At 48.6% G+C, this 16,011-nt stretch carries 7 protein-coding genes and 1 pseudogene; 2 read left to right on the top strand and 6 right to left on the bottom strand.

What is annotated here, in order from left to right; translation table 11 throughout:
* The first annotated feature begins 658 nt into the window (after positions 1-658).
* Positions 659-1,825, top strand: coding sequence for an RNA polymerase sigma factor RpoD (gene rpoD, locus QUA45_RS09450; protein ID WP_190735350.1), 1,167 nt, complete (start codon positions 659-661; stop codon positions 1,823-1,825).
* Positions 1,826-2,040: 215 nt separating this feature from the next.
* On the opposite strand, the gene QUA45_RS09445 is transcribed toward rpoD, so the two are convergent.
* The 3 genes from QUA45_RS09445 to QUA45_RS09435 all read right to left on the bottom strand — a co-directional run bounded on the left by QUA45_RS09445 (position 2,041) and on the right by QUA45_RS09435 (position 6,525).
* Positions 2,041-2,193 (bottom strand): chlorophyll A-B binding protein, encoded by a 153-nt coding sequence (locus QUA45_RS09445; protein WP_172186457.1) that lies wholly within the window; start codon positions 2,191-2,193, stop codon positions 2,041-2,043.
* 125 nt (positions 2,194-2,318) lie between these two features.
* A complete protein-coding gene (locus tag QUA45_RS09440) occupies positions 2,319-3,581 on the bottom strand; it encodes an ATP-binding cassette domain-containing protein (RefSeq protein WP_445305297.1) in 1,263 nt (420 codons plus the stop codon).
* 391 nt (positions 3,582-3,972) lie between these two features.
* Entirely contained in the window at positions 3,973-6,525 is a 2,553-nt protein-coding gene (locus QUA45_RS09435; RefSeq protein ID WP_333220433.1) for a DNA topoisomerase (ATP-hydrolyzing), read from the bottom strand.
* Between the two features lie 1,567 nt (positions 6,526-8,092).
* Here QUA45_RS09435 and QUA45_RS09430 point away from each other — a divergent pair.
* Entirely contained in the window at positions 8,093-8,488 is a 396-nt protein-coding gene (locus tag QUA45_RS09430; RefSeq protein ID WP_006632892.1) for a response regulator, read from the top strand.
* A 311-nt stretch (positions 8,489-8,799) separates the two neighbouring features.
* Here the strand turns inward: QUA45_RS09430 and QUA45_RS09425 are convergent, their stop codons facing one another.
* The 3 genes and pseudogenes from QUA45_RS09425 to QUA45_RS09415 form a co-directional block, all read right to left on the bottom strand.
* Positions 8,800-12,927, bottom strand: a complete 4,128-nt coding sequence (locus tag QUA45_RS09425) for a DNA-directed RNA polymerase subunit beta'' (RefSeq protein ID WP_333220431.1) — start codon at positions 12,925-12,927, stop codon at positions 8,800-8,802.
* Positions 12,928-13,386: 459 nt separating this feature from the next.
* The gene (locus tag QUA45_RS09420) at positions 13,387-15,261 is read right to left on the bottom strand and encodes a DNA-directed RNA polymerase subunit gamma (protein WP_333142354.1); all 1,875 of its coding nucleotides are present in this window, start codon (positions 15,259-15,261) and stop codon (positions 13,387-13,389) included.
* 84 nt (positions 15,262-15,345) lie between these two features.
* Positions 15,346-16,011, bottom strand: a pseudogene (locus tag QUA45_RS09415) (HNH endonuclease); the annotation flags it as partial.

The following is a 16,011-nucleotide window of genomic DNA, read 5'->3' as shown; positions in this document are numbered from 1 at the left end:
CTAAGCTGACAGAGTTTTCCTAGTTCTTGACAAACAATGGAAAACAACTTCCATTTTTTGTGAGAAAGGCTACAATCGGGAAGGTCTTTGCAAGATCCGATTCTCCCCGTTTGGTGCTTCAACCCTCTGCTGTTGCATTTGAGGCAGCAGACTAGCATCCAAGGTGGCGAAAACTTGCCGTGCAACTGTCATGTCTGACAACCAGAGTGAAAGCAAGGCGAATCAAAAGTTCGACACCTCCAATACAAAAGTTAGAGGGTTCCGTGCCGGAAAACTTGTACGGGTAAAAGCTCGAAGTACCGAGTAAAAAAGTCAGTATTTTTGGAAGTGCGATCGATCGCACTTCATGGTTTGCTTCTCTGGGCAAGGTATTGCAGATGATGTGGTAACTCGCTCCGAAAAAAAAGCCGCTAGCTCAATTTAAGGTCGCGATGTTAAAATCTGCGATCGATTGAATGCGCTGCCTGCTTCAAACCCGAACTCGAGCTTTGACTCATAAAAATGGTGCAATTTCGGTAACAGATTCAGCTAGCAGACCGAAAATCCCACTATTTTTTCCTGCGGGAATGTCAATACTGGCTAACTTGTCTAAACTACAAACAGACGACACTATTCCACTGTTATTTATTCTTTAATTCAGGAGCATGAGGAAGACGGCATGATCCAGGCTAACACCGTACTCGAAACCACAATTACACCGGAAATGGAAACAATCGAGTTGCTTCGGGGCGCCGAAAGCGTTCTACCTGAGAGCGAGTTAGAACTCTTTATCGACGAAGAAGACGATCGAGAAGAATTCTTAGACTCTCAATCTGAGGAAGACCCTAAATCTGGCAAAGGCGCCAAAGCCCGCCGTCGGGCACAGGCAAAGAAAAAGCATTATACTGAAGACTCTATTCGTCTTTACCTGCAAGAAATCGGTCGGATTCGACTGCTGCGAGCTGACGAAGAGATTGAACTAGCGCGCAAGATTGCAGATTTGCTGGAATTAGAGCGAGTTCGAGAACAATTGCTCGAAGAGTATAACCGCGAACCTAAAGACAGCGAATGGGCTAATGCTGTAGATATGGCACTTCCTGCATTCCGTCACCGACTCCACGTCGGCCGTCGGGCAAAGGAAAAAATGGTGCAATCAAACCTGCGTTTGGTGGTGTCGATCGCCAAAAAATACATGAATCGCGGTTTGTCTTTCCAAGATTTGATTCAGGAAGGCTCTTTGGGGCTGATCCGCGCTGCTGAAAAATTCGATCACGAAAAAGGCTACAAGTTTTCTACCTACGCAACTTGGTGGATACGTCAAGCCATTACCAGGGCAATCGCCGACCAATCGCGCACTATCCGCCTGCCGGTTCACCTTTACGAAACCATTTCGCGGATCAAGAAAACTACCAAACTCCTGTCTCAGGAAATGGGTCGCAAGCCTACGGAAGAAGAAATTGCTACCCGCATGGAGATGACTATCGAGAAGTTGCGGTTCATCGCTAAGTCCGCACAGTTGCCCATCTCTCTAGAAACTCCGATCGGCAAAGAGGAAGACTCACGTCTGGGAGATTTTATTGAATCAGACGGGGAAACACCTGAAGATCAAGTCTCGAAAAACTTGCTCAGGGAAGACTTGGAAAGCGTTTTAGATACTCTCAGCCCCCGAGAACGAGATGTACTGCGACTGCGTTACGGCTTAGATGACGGACGGATGAAGACCTTGGAGGAAATTGGTCAAATCTTTAACGTCACTCGTGAGCGAATTCGCCAAATCGAGGCTAAAGCCCTGCGGAAGTTACGCCATCCCAACCGCAACAGCATCTTAAAAGAATATATCCGCTAGAGTAATTTGCTAGCATCACCCAAAAGAGTGATTCGCACTCTTTTTTTTGGGGGGGGAGACCCCCCGCCCCGGTTTGGGCTATAGCTGTTAAATTTTATGCTCCTAACTGCCCGGAGCAAGCGACTATTGGCTGCCAAAATCCCGCTGCCAAAATTTAGGGAGTCCGTCACGGAACTCCCAAGCTTTGCGGTGTCACAAAAGTCTTAACTATAAAATTACATCAGACCCCAAAAGTGAAGCAGGCCTTGACCGGAAACCAATTCGATGATGACAGCCGCAGAGAAACCAATCATCGCCAAACGACCGTTCCAATTTTCGGCTCCTTCGCTGAAGCCCCAGTTCCAAGCGTTGCGTTTTTGTTCTTGCATAGTGCGAACTCCTTTCGTTAACTTGTGTAAGGCTTATGTGAATAAATATAACATTCCTCGATCAAAATGCAAGCTTGTGATTAGTGCGATCGGTCACAACGGTCGATCGACCTTGATGATTTTACCTAACGAGGAAAAATAGCCAACTCGGTATCAGGGTCGAACAAGTGAATTTTGTCATGGGCGATGGCCAACCAAAGCTCCTCGCCAACTCGGATAGATCGCTCAGGAGGAACCCGCACTTGCATCCGCACCGCCGGAGCATCCGTCAAACAAACCCCCAAATAAGTTTCGTGTCCCAAAGCCTCTACAATTTCCACTTGTACCGAAAGATTTTTGGTAGCGGGAGGGTTAATGCTCAAATGTTCCGGCCGAATGCCCAAAATAAGCCCTCGCCCGTCATATTGTTGTAGACTTTTTGCCCAAATATCGGGTAAAGTAAAGCGAAATTGCGGGTGAGAAATCAACAGCGGAGCACTAAATTCCACCGCCAAAAAATTCATCGGCGGAGAACCGATAAACTCAGCAACAAAAAGATTTGTCGGCTTGTTGTAAAGCTCTAGAGGTTGAGCTACTTGCTGAAGCTGACCTCTATTCATAATAGCAATCCGATCGCCCATAGTCATCGCCTCAGTTTGGTCGTGAGTCACATAAATAGTTGTAGTTCCCAACTGTCGCTGCAACTGCACAATTTGCGATCGAGTTTCCGCTCTCAATTTCGCATCAAGATTAGATAGCGGTTCGTCCATCAAAAAAACTTGAGGATTTCGAGCCATCGCCCTACCCAAAGCTACCCGCTGCTTTTGCCCTCCCGAAAGTTGTTTGGGCAAGCGATTTAAAAGAGATTCTATTTGCAATAATTCAGCTACCTCCCGCACTCGTTTTCCTATGGATTTTTCCCGTTCCGACAAATAGCGCAAACCCGGAGGCAACTTGCGAGTCGCTCCCCCTAAAAAGTCCTCAAACAAAGGATAACTTAGAGGATTTTTAAAATAATTAGAAGCTAAATCATTAATAACCTCTTCTACCTTATTCCTAATTTTTTCTATATTCTGGATGCTTCGTTCTTCTCCTTGTATCTTCCCCCTTATCCCTTCTACTTTCTTTCCTCTTCCCTCTTCCTTCTTCCTTCTTCCTTCTTCCTTCTTCCTTCTTTCGTCTTTCTCCCTTTCCGATCGGCGCAATCCAAAGGCGAGATTATCGTAAACTGTTAAGTGAGGATAGAGAGCATAATTTTGAAATACCATAGCGATATCTCGGTCTTTAGGAGGCAAATCGTTAAGGAGCCGATCGCCAACCCAAATATTACCGCCCGTCAAAACTTCCAAACCGGCGATCGATCGCAGCAAAGTGCTTTTTCCGCAGCCAGAAGGCCCCACCAGCACCATGAACTCGCCGTCTTCGACCGTTAGGTTAATGCGTCGCAAAACGCTGTTAGACGAAGGGCGATCGACCACAGGCGAGACACTTTCTGCGACGGTGTTTGCTTCTTTTTCCTGTTCCCCTTGGCGGAGCGGAAAACTTTTGTAGATATTTTCTAATAAAACTTGCGCCATCAAACAATTTTAGGTTTTAGATTTTAGATTGGGCATGGGGCACGGGCATGGGGCATTGGTAATTGAGGTATTCAAGGAAGGAGGAAGTTCGGCAACGATCAGTATACGGGATTTAAATGATTTAACGGATGGATGTTGAATTTAGAAGTCAGAGGTCAGAAATCAGATTAATTCCCAATGCCCAATGCCCCATACCCAATGCCCAATGCCCAATGCCCAATGACTATTGACTGCTGATAACTTTGATAATTTTTTCACCTGGATGGAGGTCAAAAACTCGATCGCCCGCAGCATCTTTCCCCCAAAAAGCTATAGCATCAATAGCAGATCGCAGCAGGCGGCCAGAATTAGTAAAAAGTTTAACATCCGTACCCGGAACAGCCTGCAGCAAGCCAACTAAAGCATCTTTAGGCTCGGAGAAACGAAAAGCTTGAGTGCCAATTTCGCCCCGGTTAGTAAGTCTGACAGAACCTGCAGGCATTCGTTTTGCCCAACCCAATTCGGAAAATAGCACCAGACTGTCGTCCGGGTCGAGAGTTATGCAACCCACCAACTCTTCCTGCTTCCGCAACCTGGTGACTTGAGAACCCTGGGCCGCGCGGCCCATTGGCGGCAGTTGTTCATCATCGATCTCAAACCGGAGGACTCGGCCTCCTGAAGTTGCGATCGCCACTTGCTCGCCTACTTTAGCCAGACTCGCACAGCGCAGCCGATCGTCCTCCTTGAGTTTAACAACAGTAACGCCGCGATTAGTCAAATCAGCAAATTCCTGCATCGGCAAGCGCTTAATTTTCCCTTGCTGAGTCAGAGTTACTAAATCTGCTGCTTCCGAATTTTCCGGCAAAATAAAGTGTGCAACTGTGATTTCTGACAAAGCGCGACCCGCACTATCTTTAGTAGCACTCGGCGACAACAAACTAACGATCGGCGTTCCCCGGTCTTTGGCGCTACTACTAGGAATATCCGCCACTTTCAGCGGGTAAGCTTTGCCATTAGGAGTTAAGACGACCAAAGTGCGATCTGTTTTTGTCAGATTTGCCGTCACAATAAAATCTTCATTTTTTTCTAAAGCTGAAACCGATTTTTCGCGACTTTTCGAGCGCGGCCTTTCCCCAGCCGGCAAGCGTCGCACGTACTGCTTGTGTGAAAATTCAACAATAGTTTCCTCTGCCTCTACAACGGGCAATAAGTTAGGCTGAATCGTTGCAGGCGACAACTGCTTCACCGCAGAATTTTTCTTACCCGAAAATTGCGGTTCGGCGTTTGCTGCGCGTGCGGTTCCATTGGCGAATTTAGTGCGGCGGGGGTCAGCGTACTTGCGTTTTAGCGAGCGAAATTCCTTCTTTAAAGCCTTCAAAAGTTCGCGCCTGTCGCTCAACAACCGCTGCAATTCTTGAATATTAGCCGTCAACTCATCAAACTCAGACTGTAAATTTTGCCTTTCCAAACCAGTCAGCCTACGCATAGGCATCGCCAAAATCGCATCAGCTTGACTTTCGCTCAAATTGAGGCGAACTTGCAAAGTTTGCTTAGCAGTAGAGCCGTCAGGAGAATTTCTGAGAATGTCGATCGCTGTATCGAGATTTGTCAAAGCCAACATTAAGCCTTGGACAATGTGACAGCGGCGTTCCGCAGCCTGCAACTCATAATTGTAGCGGCGGGTAAGAGTCACTTCCCGGAAATCCAGAAATTCCTGCAACAATTGTCTCAGCGTCAACTGTCGCGGTTGACCGTTGACAATTGCCAGCAAAATCGCCCCAAAATTTGTTTGCAGGTCAGTTTGTTGGTAAAGGCGAGCGAGAACCGCTTCTGGGGAAAATTCCCGCTTGAGTTCAATCACCACTCGAATGCCTTCGCGATCGCTCTCGTCACGCAAATCAGAAATACCATCGAGGCGGCCAGCATTTACCAACTCCGCCACCTTTTCAATCCAAGCCGCCTTATTTACCTGAAACGGAAACTCCGTCACCACGATCGCCGTTTTAGTACGCACCTTGCGATTACCAGGCACCTCTTCCACCCCGGCCACACCCCTGACCGCAATGCTGCCTCGGCCCTTAGTGTAGGCGTCAACAATGCCCTCTGTAGCAACGATTTCCCCTCCTGTTGGAAAATCCGGGCCCGGAATCAGTTCTATCAACTTCTCGTCGGATAGTTCCGGGTTTTCAATCAAAGCAATTAAACCGTCTACCACCTCCCCCAAATTGTGCGGCGGGATATTAGTTGCCATCCCCACAGCAATGCCAGCACAGCCGTTGAGTAACAGAAACGGCAACTGAGCAGGCAGCGCCGTCGGTTCCTGCTGCGAACTGTCAAAGTTTCCAGTAAAATCAACAGTTGCCTCGCCGACTTGGGTTAGCATAGCTTCGTGGGCGATCGGTGCCAGCCTAGTTTCCGTATAGCGCATAGCAGCCGCCGGATCATTGTCCACCGAACCGAAATTGCCGTGACCCGCCAGTAAAGGATAGCGGCTCGAAAACTCCTGAACCATGCGTACCAGAGCGTCGTAAACCGATTGGTCGCCGTGGGGGTGATATTTTCCCAAAACATCTCCAACTACCCGGGCGCACTTACGGTAAGGTCGGTCTGGCGTCAGACCGAGTTCGTGCATCGCATATAAAATTCGACGGTGAACAGGTTTTAAACCGTCGCGGACATCAGGCAAAGCTCGCCCGACGATCACACTCATGGCATATTCGAGGTACGATTGCTGCATCTCGGCGTGCAGAGGCGTAGAAATTACTTGCCCGGAAAGTAGGTTGAGTTGTTTAGCCATTAGTCCTTGTGTCCGTTAATTCCTGAGTGAAAACAGCCTCTGTCAATAATGCCGAGGTTCCCTGTCTCGATTGAAAAGCCTTTGCTGCTGGCGAACCGAAAGTTCGACCCAACCGCCCATTTGAAGAATAAAAATAAACTTAACTTGTGAAAGCAGAATCAGAGTCCCGAAGACGGGCAACACTTGCCTCTTACTCTCCACTCTTACCCTAACCTCTATGTTGCCTTCATTTGCGCCTACCTGTCTATTTACCTTCTGCCGTGAGAAGGTAAATAGACAGGAGAACACGGAATGCCAGAAACTCAGAACGTAGTGAGGCTGTAGCTCTTCCTAGGCAAGCGTCACGAGGGACTTGAGTCCCCGTCAATCTATGATAGAATTTAATTGCAATTAGGAATAACCATCTACACGAAGAAATATTCTATTCAGGAGAAACCCCGGATCGATCTCGTCTCAGTACAGCCGTAGTGTGGATCGAGCAGCAACGGTTGACGATCGAGCTTACCGTATTTTGGCAAGCGTGATGGACTCCGAAAGTATTAAAAAAGAAAAGTAAGCGCAATTGGAATACCCCTGGTAGTGGTAATTGTTCTGAGCGTGTAGAGACGACTGGACGATGAGTGAAGTCCCTGTTTTGGGCTTATTCAACCATAGAGCGTGGCCGTGACTCACTGATGAAGCATCTCAATGAAAGCACCCAAGCTAGAAATTGGAGGCAGGAAACAGGAGCCAGGAGGAAAGAGGAAGAAGGAAGGAGCCAGAAGAAGTGTTTGTACAAATTATGAAATGCTCCCCTCACTGAGAGTGTCAAAAATGCCGATATCGATGAATTCATCACTCAAAAGCTCTCCTGGCGATATCTCGTAGTCTGGCCTCCGCTTGATGAAAGAAAGCGTCGATATTTGAAGCCGTTTTGATGGGTTAAAACTCAGAATTAGGAATCTCCAACAATCCCCGCTAGATTCGCTACTTCGATTTCTGTGGCGACGCGAGGAAGGAAATAATTATCACACATTCCCGATTCTAATACCAGTTCAAAAAATAATGCAACTGTAGGCGAGTGATCCAAACTGATATCCAGTCAATCAGTTCCCATCTAAAATATAAAATATAAAATCAGAAATGGTAGAAGCCGGAGGCTTGACCGAAAGAAAGGATATTATAAGTCCAGGACGCACGGGTAGTCAGAAACCGGGTTTTTTCATAACAATAGTTCGTTATAGCCCGCCGAAACGAGCAAAAACCCGGTTGCGAGGCGTCGTCCCTGCGTCCTGGATTGTACTAGAAACCTGCTACCTGAGAATCTTGAGACTCTCACCAGTGTCAGGTCTAGTTATAAAAAAGAACTAAACTGTCTGTGTGTAGTAGTCTAAATGATGGTACTGGATGCTTCTAGGCATCTGTAAACCCTCTCACAGCTAGTGGCTCAAGGATATACATACGGGTTTTGCAGGGTTCCCGGCTGATGGCGCTAAAAACTCTGCATTTTTGACGGGGAATGTAGTCCCCGTCTCGTGTTCCTCTTTGGACTAAAGTCACAAAGTTTCTATACTTCCCATATTTATTTATGAAAACCGTTCTGATTGTAGAGGACGATTTGGTTAATGCTCGGGTTTTTTCCAAAATTCTGACTAAGCGGGGGGGCTTAGCCGTGAAGCACACGGAAAATGTTGAAGAGGTGATGCAGATTGCTGCCAACGGCGAAGCTGATTTGATTTTAATGGATGTGTCTCTTTCGCGCAGCGTGTACCAGGGCAAATCTGTTGACGGCATTAAGATTACTCAACTGCTCAAAGCTGACCCGCAAACGGCCTCGCTGCCGATTATTTTGGTGACTGCTCACGCGATGGCTGGTGATAAAGAAACATTTCTGGATCAAAGCGGTGCCGACGGTTACATCTCTAAACCTGTGGTAGACCATCAAGAGTTTGTTAATCAAATCAAGGCTTTGCTACCTGATTGAGTGAACCATACATGAATAAAAAATAAGAAGGGAGAAGGAAAAAGGAAGCAGGAAGAAAGAATTGTTTGTTTGAACCCACAAACAATTAAAACTCTAGAATTACAAAGTTTGCTTAAACTCTGAATCTTCCTTCTTCCTTCTTCCTTTGGATGTCCCGATTACACGATGCTATGAGTTCGCAGCTTGAATTAGTGAGGAAAAACTTGAGATTTTTCAACTCATGAAATCGAAGTGTGCGTTGCGGCGAGGAAGCAACTTATCCTCAGCGAGCGCAACGCTGTTCATTCATTCATGCAATCTCAAAACTATGATTAGTCTTCGTCCTCATCGAAGTCAAAACCGATATCATCATCATCATCATCCGGTCCCAAGGCATCATCCTCAGTCTCAGCGACAAAATCGTCTTCATCAACCTCAACTTCCTCAAAATCCTCATCAGGCTCAAGATCAGAGGCGCGCCCGATCTCAAAACCGCTCTCGATCGTATAAGCGCGGCGGGCCGTACGGTCATCAAGTACCACATCCTCCTGCAAATCGTGGATGTCGTCATCAAACACAGCACCATCAAAACCCGCATCCTGAACCCCAGCATCCTCATAGGCATTGAACCCAGTACCCGCAGGAATCAGGCGGCCGATAATCACATTTTCCTTGAGCCCGCGCAGCCAGTCAGACTTACCTTCGATCGCAGCCTCAGTCAACACCCGCGTAGTCTCCTGGAACGAAGCAGCGGAAATAAAGCTATCAGTATTCAGCGAAGCCTTAGTAATCCCCAGCAACACCGGAGTATAATCCGCCGGCGCTCCACCAGTAATTGACATCGCCTCATTCACCTGCTCAACCTGCCGCAATTCTACCAACTCGCCGGGGAGCATAGTAGTATCGCCGCCATCTTCCATCCTGACTTTGTTGGTCATCTGGCGGACAATCACCTCGATGTGCTTGTCGGAAATATCTACGCCCTGAGACTGATAAACCGACTGCACCTCATTCACCAAAAACGTCTGCACCTGTTGGAAACTCTCTAAGGCAGCCTCAAAAGTAGACTGCCGCTCCTTGAGCACGTGGAAGAACACCTCCAGAATTTCGTGAGGATTGGCGGGCCCATCGGTCAAAGCTTCCGCGACGCCTACGCGCTGTCCGTCGGAAACGATCGGGTTTTGACCAGGCAACAAAGGATACTCCTCAATCCGGCCATCATCCTCAATCACCGCAAGTTCCACAACATCGTCATCCGTAACCACGCGAGCCGTCCCCGGCCGCTTGGCTAAAATACAAGCTTCCTTCGGCTTCCGTCCTTCAAGAAGTTCCTCGATCCGTGGCAAACCTTGAATGATATCCCCAGTCTTTGCCCGCTCAAACACCAGAATCACCAAATTGTCACCTCGCTGCACCAAGTCGCCGTCGTCTACGTGCAGCACCGCACCGGCCGAAACCCGGTAAGGACGAGCCACCCTGAGCAAGAGTTTCGCCGGTTCTGTCTCCGACCCAGGTACAACCTTCACAACTTGGCCGGACTCTTCGAGAACAACTCCCGGAGCTATTTCAGTACCAGCCACCAGCAGTTGCCCCGGACTCACATCCGGCGTACCCGCCACAGAGATCGAAATAGAATCCGCATCTCGCATCACCAACAGGCGGCGCACTGGTTCGCCATGCCCCTCACGGATGCCTCGAACGATACCCGCTTCTTTGCAGAGAATCTCTGTGCGGGCGACTACTGCCCCGGGCGCGATCGACTGCCCATCTTCGACCAACAGCCGCGTGTGGGTGCTGCCTTGAGTCGGATCGGCAGATACGTCCCGCCGAATCACCAGCGATTCCAAAATCACTAACTGCAAGCGGAAAGTCTTTGAAGCTCGATCGCCCCCATCGGCTACTGTCATAGCCAATTCTTGCGACTCCGTACCGTCTTCAGCCGATCCCCAAGCCGGGCCCGAACCATCCGCCCCAAAAGCCATAGCATCGTCCTCATCCGGCAGCAGCTCGATATCCGCCGCCAGTTGCGGAGCTCCGGAACCAATTTCCAAGATAAGCTGAGTCCGCAGCAGTTCCAATCCCTCGACAGACTTGACGCGCTCCCCATCCTTATAAGGAAGTCGCTGCACCGCTTTCAAAGAGATGGACTCATTGAGCGCCGTTTGAGAAGGCACAGGTGGCTTATCCGGCACTGGAAACTCCACCACAGGCCGCAGCAGCAAAGCCGGGCCTTCGGGAGTTTCGATATACTCCGCATAGCCCAACTCTTCGGCAACCAAGCCAGGGAAAATTTCTTGACCGGCGTTGACGATTTGACCTTCCCCAAATGTTAGCGGCGGGCGGTCTACTACATGGAGTGTGCCCGGTTTGATCACAATTTCCCGGAGGATGTCATTTTTCTGAGTGATTTCCACTGCCCCGCTGGTTTGGCAGAAAATATCCTTAACGACTTCTGTACCAGCCTCAACGTACTGGCCATCTTCCACCAGCAGCAGAGAAATATCCTTATTAACCTCGTGGCACTCTTCCGGTATCCAGAGCAGAGTGCCACCTTTGACCACTTCGTAGCCAAGTTTAGCTTTGCCGCGCTTGTGGACTTCCACCCCGCCGTACTTGACAATGCCCCCTGTAGCTGTCCGGTAGCTGTCGTCGAGCAGTTCGGCGACGACTTCCCCGTTAATCACTTTGCTCCCAGGAGCCGTCTTCAGGGAAAACCGCTGCTTAGAAGATGTTTCGATCGTGTAGTGGTCGCGGCCGCCTGCACTTTCCGCCCGCACGACTGCTTGGTCGAGCAGGACTTGGGCGGTGATAATTTCAATTTCTCTGGGGTCAGCGATGCGGACTACGCCACCGTGTTCTGAGACGAGTTTAGTTTCGGCAATCACGCTTTCGGCCGGAATGCGATCGCCATTTTTCACTGCAGGTTCCGCGCCTGGGGGCAAGTTGTAGACTTCTCCTGAGAGAATCCAAATCAGCCCGCCTTTGCTGGCTGTGCGGGTGGTGTTCCCTTGGCGGTCGGTTTTTTCTTCTGGCACCAAATCAGCAAATTTGGCTTCTCCGGCTAAGTCGGAAGCCACGTCTGTAGTCACTTTTTCAGTGGTTTTGCGGGCGGCGCGACCGACGATCGGCACTTCTGCCAAAACTTGACCGGGAATGGCGCGCTGTCCGTCTTTGACCATCAGAGTAGAACCCTGGACGATCGCCAATTCGATTTTCAGTTTTTGATTCTTGGCGCCGGACTTACCTTCTTCAAATCCGTCGCCCTCAAATACAAGTTTGCCGTTGTTTTCTGCCACCAGTGCTTCTTCGCCGTGTCTGGTGCGGAACGAGCGAGTACGCAAGTTCTTGAATTTCACTACACCGGGGAACGGTGCGCGTTCTTGTTTCGCGACTTCTCCGGTGAATACGCCGCCGGTGTGGAAGGTACGCATGGTGAGCTGGGTTCCGGGTTCCCCGATCGACTGAGCTGCAATAATCCCAATCGCTTCTCCCATGTCCACCATTTTCAAGTGGGCAAGACTCCAGCCATAGCAGTGCTGACAAACCGATCGGGTAGATTCACAAGTCAGGGGCGATCGTAAATACACCTCTGCCACCCCAGAATTACCAATTTCCGTCGCCAACTCCTCAGTAATTGGCTGATTTCGGACGGCTTTTTCGCTGCCGTAAGACACGATTTCCCCGGTTTTGGGGTGCACCACATCTTTGGCGAACACCCGCCCTAGCAGCCTGTCCTTGAGGGGAATCAGCACTGTTGCTCCGTCCGTCATCGGCCGTACTCGAATTCCGCGCTGAGTGCCGCAGTCCACTTCCCGCACGATTACGTCTTGGGATACGTCCACCAAACGGCGAGTCAAATAGCCAGAGTCTGCCGTCCGCAAAGCTGTATCTACCAAGCCTTTGCGCGCGCCGTAGGAAGAGATGATGTATTCGGTGACGGTGAGTCCTTCGCGGAAGTTGGTTTTAATTGGCAAGTCGATGATTTCTCCTTGGGGATCAGCCATCAATCCGCGCATTCCGACTAGCTGTCGCACTTGAGAAATGTTTCCCCGAGCCCCGGAGAATGCCATCATGTACACCGAGTTTAGGGGGTCTGTGGCTCGGAAGTTTTTGACTACTTCGTCTTTGAGGTCTTCTGATGTACTGTTCCAGGTATCGATTACTTTTTGGAAGCGTTCGACTTCGGTGATTTCGCCTCTGGTGTATTTTTGTTCGGTGATGCGGATTTCTTCTTCGGCTGCATCGAGGAGCGATCGTTTTGACGGGGGCACTTGCAAGTCGTCTACGCTAATCGAAACTCCCGCTCGTGTCGCAAAGCGGAAACCCAAGTCTTTGAGTTTATCGGCCATTTGCGCTGTACGGGCTGTTCCGTAGTGCATGAAAGACCAAGAGATTAATTTTTTGAGCTGACCTTTGTCAACAACTCGATTGCGAAAAACAATTTCCTTATTTTCTGTCATTTTTCTGAGTAATGGTAATTGGTAATTGGTAACTTTTACTGCCGTTCGACTTCGGTTCCCCTGAGCGAAACCCAAGGGTTCAGGAACCGCGTTGCCGAAAAATTGGTAATTGGTAATTGGCAATTGGTAATTGGTAAGTAGAGCGGTGGGAAAAAACACCAACCATTTTGTAGAGGTGGGTTTAGCGTATAAGGAAGAGAGCTAAGCTAGAAGATGAATGCACTCACCTGCTCTTCCCATAATAAAGTTTATTTTCACCTACCTACTTAATTGGTAATTGGTAACTTTTACTGCCCTTCAACTGCGATCTGGAACCGCGTAGCCGAGGTAGTGGTAAGTAATAAGGGGTAATTTTTCCGGCTGCAATCACTATTATTTGTTAGCGATCATTTGTCAGTTATTACCCATTACCTCTTACCTATTACTTCTTACCCATTACCTCTTACCGATTCCCAATTTCTAATTGTTAATTACCGATTCGATGGTTTGGTGATAAATAATCCTGCCTGGAGTAGTGCGAATAAATTGATTGATCACCTTGCCCTCTCCGTCTTCCCGAACCCGGCGGAACTTGTATTCTTTCGTCACGATACCGTCGGTAGAGCGTTCCACCTTCAGCGGTTCTCCTTCGGGTTCTGTATTTTCTATGGCGCCTTGAAACCTCACCCACACATAAGAGTGCAAGTCAACGACTCCTTGTTCGTAAGCTACAACCGCGTCGGTCAGGTTGGAGAAATAGTGACCTGCTCCTTTTTGAGCGTCAGGATTTTCGGCTGTCAAGTAATAGCAACCGAGTACCATATCTTGAGAAGGAGTAACGATCGGTCTTCCGGTTGCCGGCGACATAATGTTGTTAGAAGCCAGCATTAGCAAGCGTGCTTCCGCCTGAGATTCCAGAGACAAAGGCACGTGCACGGCCATTTGGTCGCCGTCAAAGTCAGCGTTAAAAGCCGGACAGACTAGCGGGTGAAGCTGAATTGCCCTCCCGTCCACCAAAATCGGCTCAAAGGCTTGAATCCCCAAACGGTGAAGCGTCGGCGCCCGGTTCAGCATTACCGGGTGTCCTTCAATCACCTCCTGAAGCACGTCCCAAACGCTGGGATCGTTTCGCTGGATCAGTTTTTTGGCAGCTTTGATGTTGTTGACCAATCCTTGGCGGATCAAGCGGTGGATGACGAAAGGCTGGAAAAGTTCGATCGCCATTTCTCTCGGCAAACCGCACTGATGAATCTTCAGTTTCGGCCCCACCACAATCACCGATCGCCCGGAGTAGTCAACCCGTTTCCCCAGCAAGTTTTGCCGGAAGCGGCCTTGTTTCCCTTCAATGATGTCCGACAGCGACTTCAGCGGCCGATTATTTGCCCCCACCACTGTCCGGCCCCGGCGACCGTTGTCAATCAGCGCATCCACTGCTTCTTGCAGCATCCGCTTTTCGTTGCGGATGATAATCTCCGGTGCCAGAATTTCTTGCAGTCTCGCCAAGCGGTTGTTGCGGTTGATGACTCTCCGATAGAGGTCGTTGAGGTCGCTCGTTGCAAAACGCCCGCCGTCTAACTGCACCATCGGCCGCAAGTCGGGGGGAATCACCGGAATCACATTCAGCACCATCCAATCTGGTTGAGATCCCGTAGCGATGAAATTGTCAATTACCCGCAACCGTTTAATTAACTTTGCCCGTTTTTGACCTTTAGCATTAGCAATATCTTCCCGCAACTTTTCTGCTTCACTTTCTAGCGGAATATTTTGCAGCAAAACTTGCAAAGCTTCAGCACCTATTCCTACTTCTACGCCCGTCAGCGTGGAATCTTCGCTGTAAAGTTCGTCTTCTATTTCCAGCCAAGCATCTTCGGTGAGCAATTGCTTGTATTGCAGCTTTTCTGCATTACCTGCATTTAGGACAACGTAGGCATTGAAATAAACTATTTGTTCCACATCTCGGAGCGGCATATCTAATAGAATTGCCATGTAACTCGGGATGCCTTTGAGATACCAAACATGAGCTACTGGAGCTGCTAATTTGATAAACCCCATGCGATGGCGGCGGACGCGAGATTCAGTTACTTCAACACCGCATCTTTCGCAAACAATGCCTCTATGGCGAACTCGTTTGTACTTCCCACAATGACATTCCCAATCTTTTGCAGGCCCAAAAATGCGCTCGCAAAACAAGCCATCCATTTCAGGTTTTAACGTGCGATAATTAATTGTTTCTGGTTTTGTCACCTCGCCAGTTATCTGACCGTTGGGTAAAGTTCTCTCTCCCCACTGTCGAATTCTTTCTGGTGAAGCTAACCCGATCTTTACGTAATCAAAGCGTTGTTCTATTTTTGCCATTCTTGACTCCAATTGATAATTTACAGGCGATTATTTGTGGTTGTTTATCTTTTTTGTTTGCTTGTTTTACGGCTTAAATCAATGTTAGACTCCTCTATATGTGACGTTGTTTTTAATATCAGATATCACACTTGACGATACTCCAAAGTCATCAGCGATTTTAGAGACTGATTCTCTACCTCTAATTCTTTTTCGTACCTCAAGAGCTTGCTCGAAGGTCAATTTGCGATCGAGATATCCACCCATGCGAGGAACTGGAACCTCTTCGCCTGCTTCCTTCCAAGTGACGTGATACTTAATATCGTGTATGGTTTTGCGACCAACACTGTATTCCTGAGCTACATCCTTCACTCTCTCTCCTGCTGCTAGTTTTTGCCGAATTTCTCGCACCTTTTCCCAATCTAATTTGGCATTGGAAAGAGGATGACTTTTTCCTTGAGTGCGTCCTTTCTTAGAAGCATCTAACAAATTTTGAGTGCGAGTACCAGCCCAAAGGTGTTCTGGATTGATGCAACTGGGATTATCGCAGGTATGACAAGCATCCATCGAAGTCGGAAGTTCATATCCTAATTTCTCGGCTAAAACAGCACGGGTAACTGATTTTAATTTCCCATTTTTCCAGTATCTGCCATAACCTTGACCATCCTTTCCACCTAAGAAAATGATGCAGCCGCTGTCTTGAATTTCTCCTAAAAAATTGGGTGAAACTGTAGTGAAGTTATCGGGAATATTTGTCTGAAGTATCTTAGT

The sequence above is a fragment of the Microcoleus sp. Pol12A5 genome, assembly GCF_036701435.1.
Classification (GTDB): Bacteria; Cyanobacteriota; Cyanobacteriia; order Cyanobacteriales; family Microcoleaceae; genus Microcoleus.
Note: the sequence above shows the minus strand (reverse complement) of the source record. Positions and strands in the feature narration are given on the sequence as shown.

Bases quoted from the DNA above. Each gene is read 5' to 3' on its own strand.
- rpoD (WP_190735350.1), top strand. From the start codon at position 659: ATGATCCAGGCTAACACCGTACTCGAAACCACAATTACACCGGAAATG.
- QUA45_RS09445 (WP_172186457.1), bottom strand. From the start codon at position 2,193: ATGCAAGAACAAAAACGCAACGCTTGGAACTGGGGCTTCAGCGAAGGA.
- QUA45_RS09440 (WP_445305297.1), bottom strand. From the start codon at position 3,581: ATGGTGCTGGTGGGGCCTTCTGGCTGCGGAAAAAGCACTTTGCTGCGA.
- QUA45_RS09435 (WP_333220433.1), bottom strand. From the start codon at position 6,525: ATGGCTAAACAACTCAACCTACTTTCCGGGCAAGTAATTTCTACGCCT.
- QUA45_RS09430 (WP_006632892.1), top strand. From the start codon at position 8,093: ATGAAAACCGTTCTGATTGTAGAGGACGATTTGGTTAATGCTCGGGTT.
- QUA45_RS09425 (WP_333220431.1), bottom strand. From the start codon at position 12,927: ATGACAGAAAATAAGGAAATTGTTTTTCGCAATCGAGTTGTTGACAAA.
- QUA45_RS09420 (WP_333142354.1), bottom strand. From the start codon at position 15,261: ATGGCAAAAATAGAACAACGCTTTGATTACGTAAAGATCGGGTTAGCT.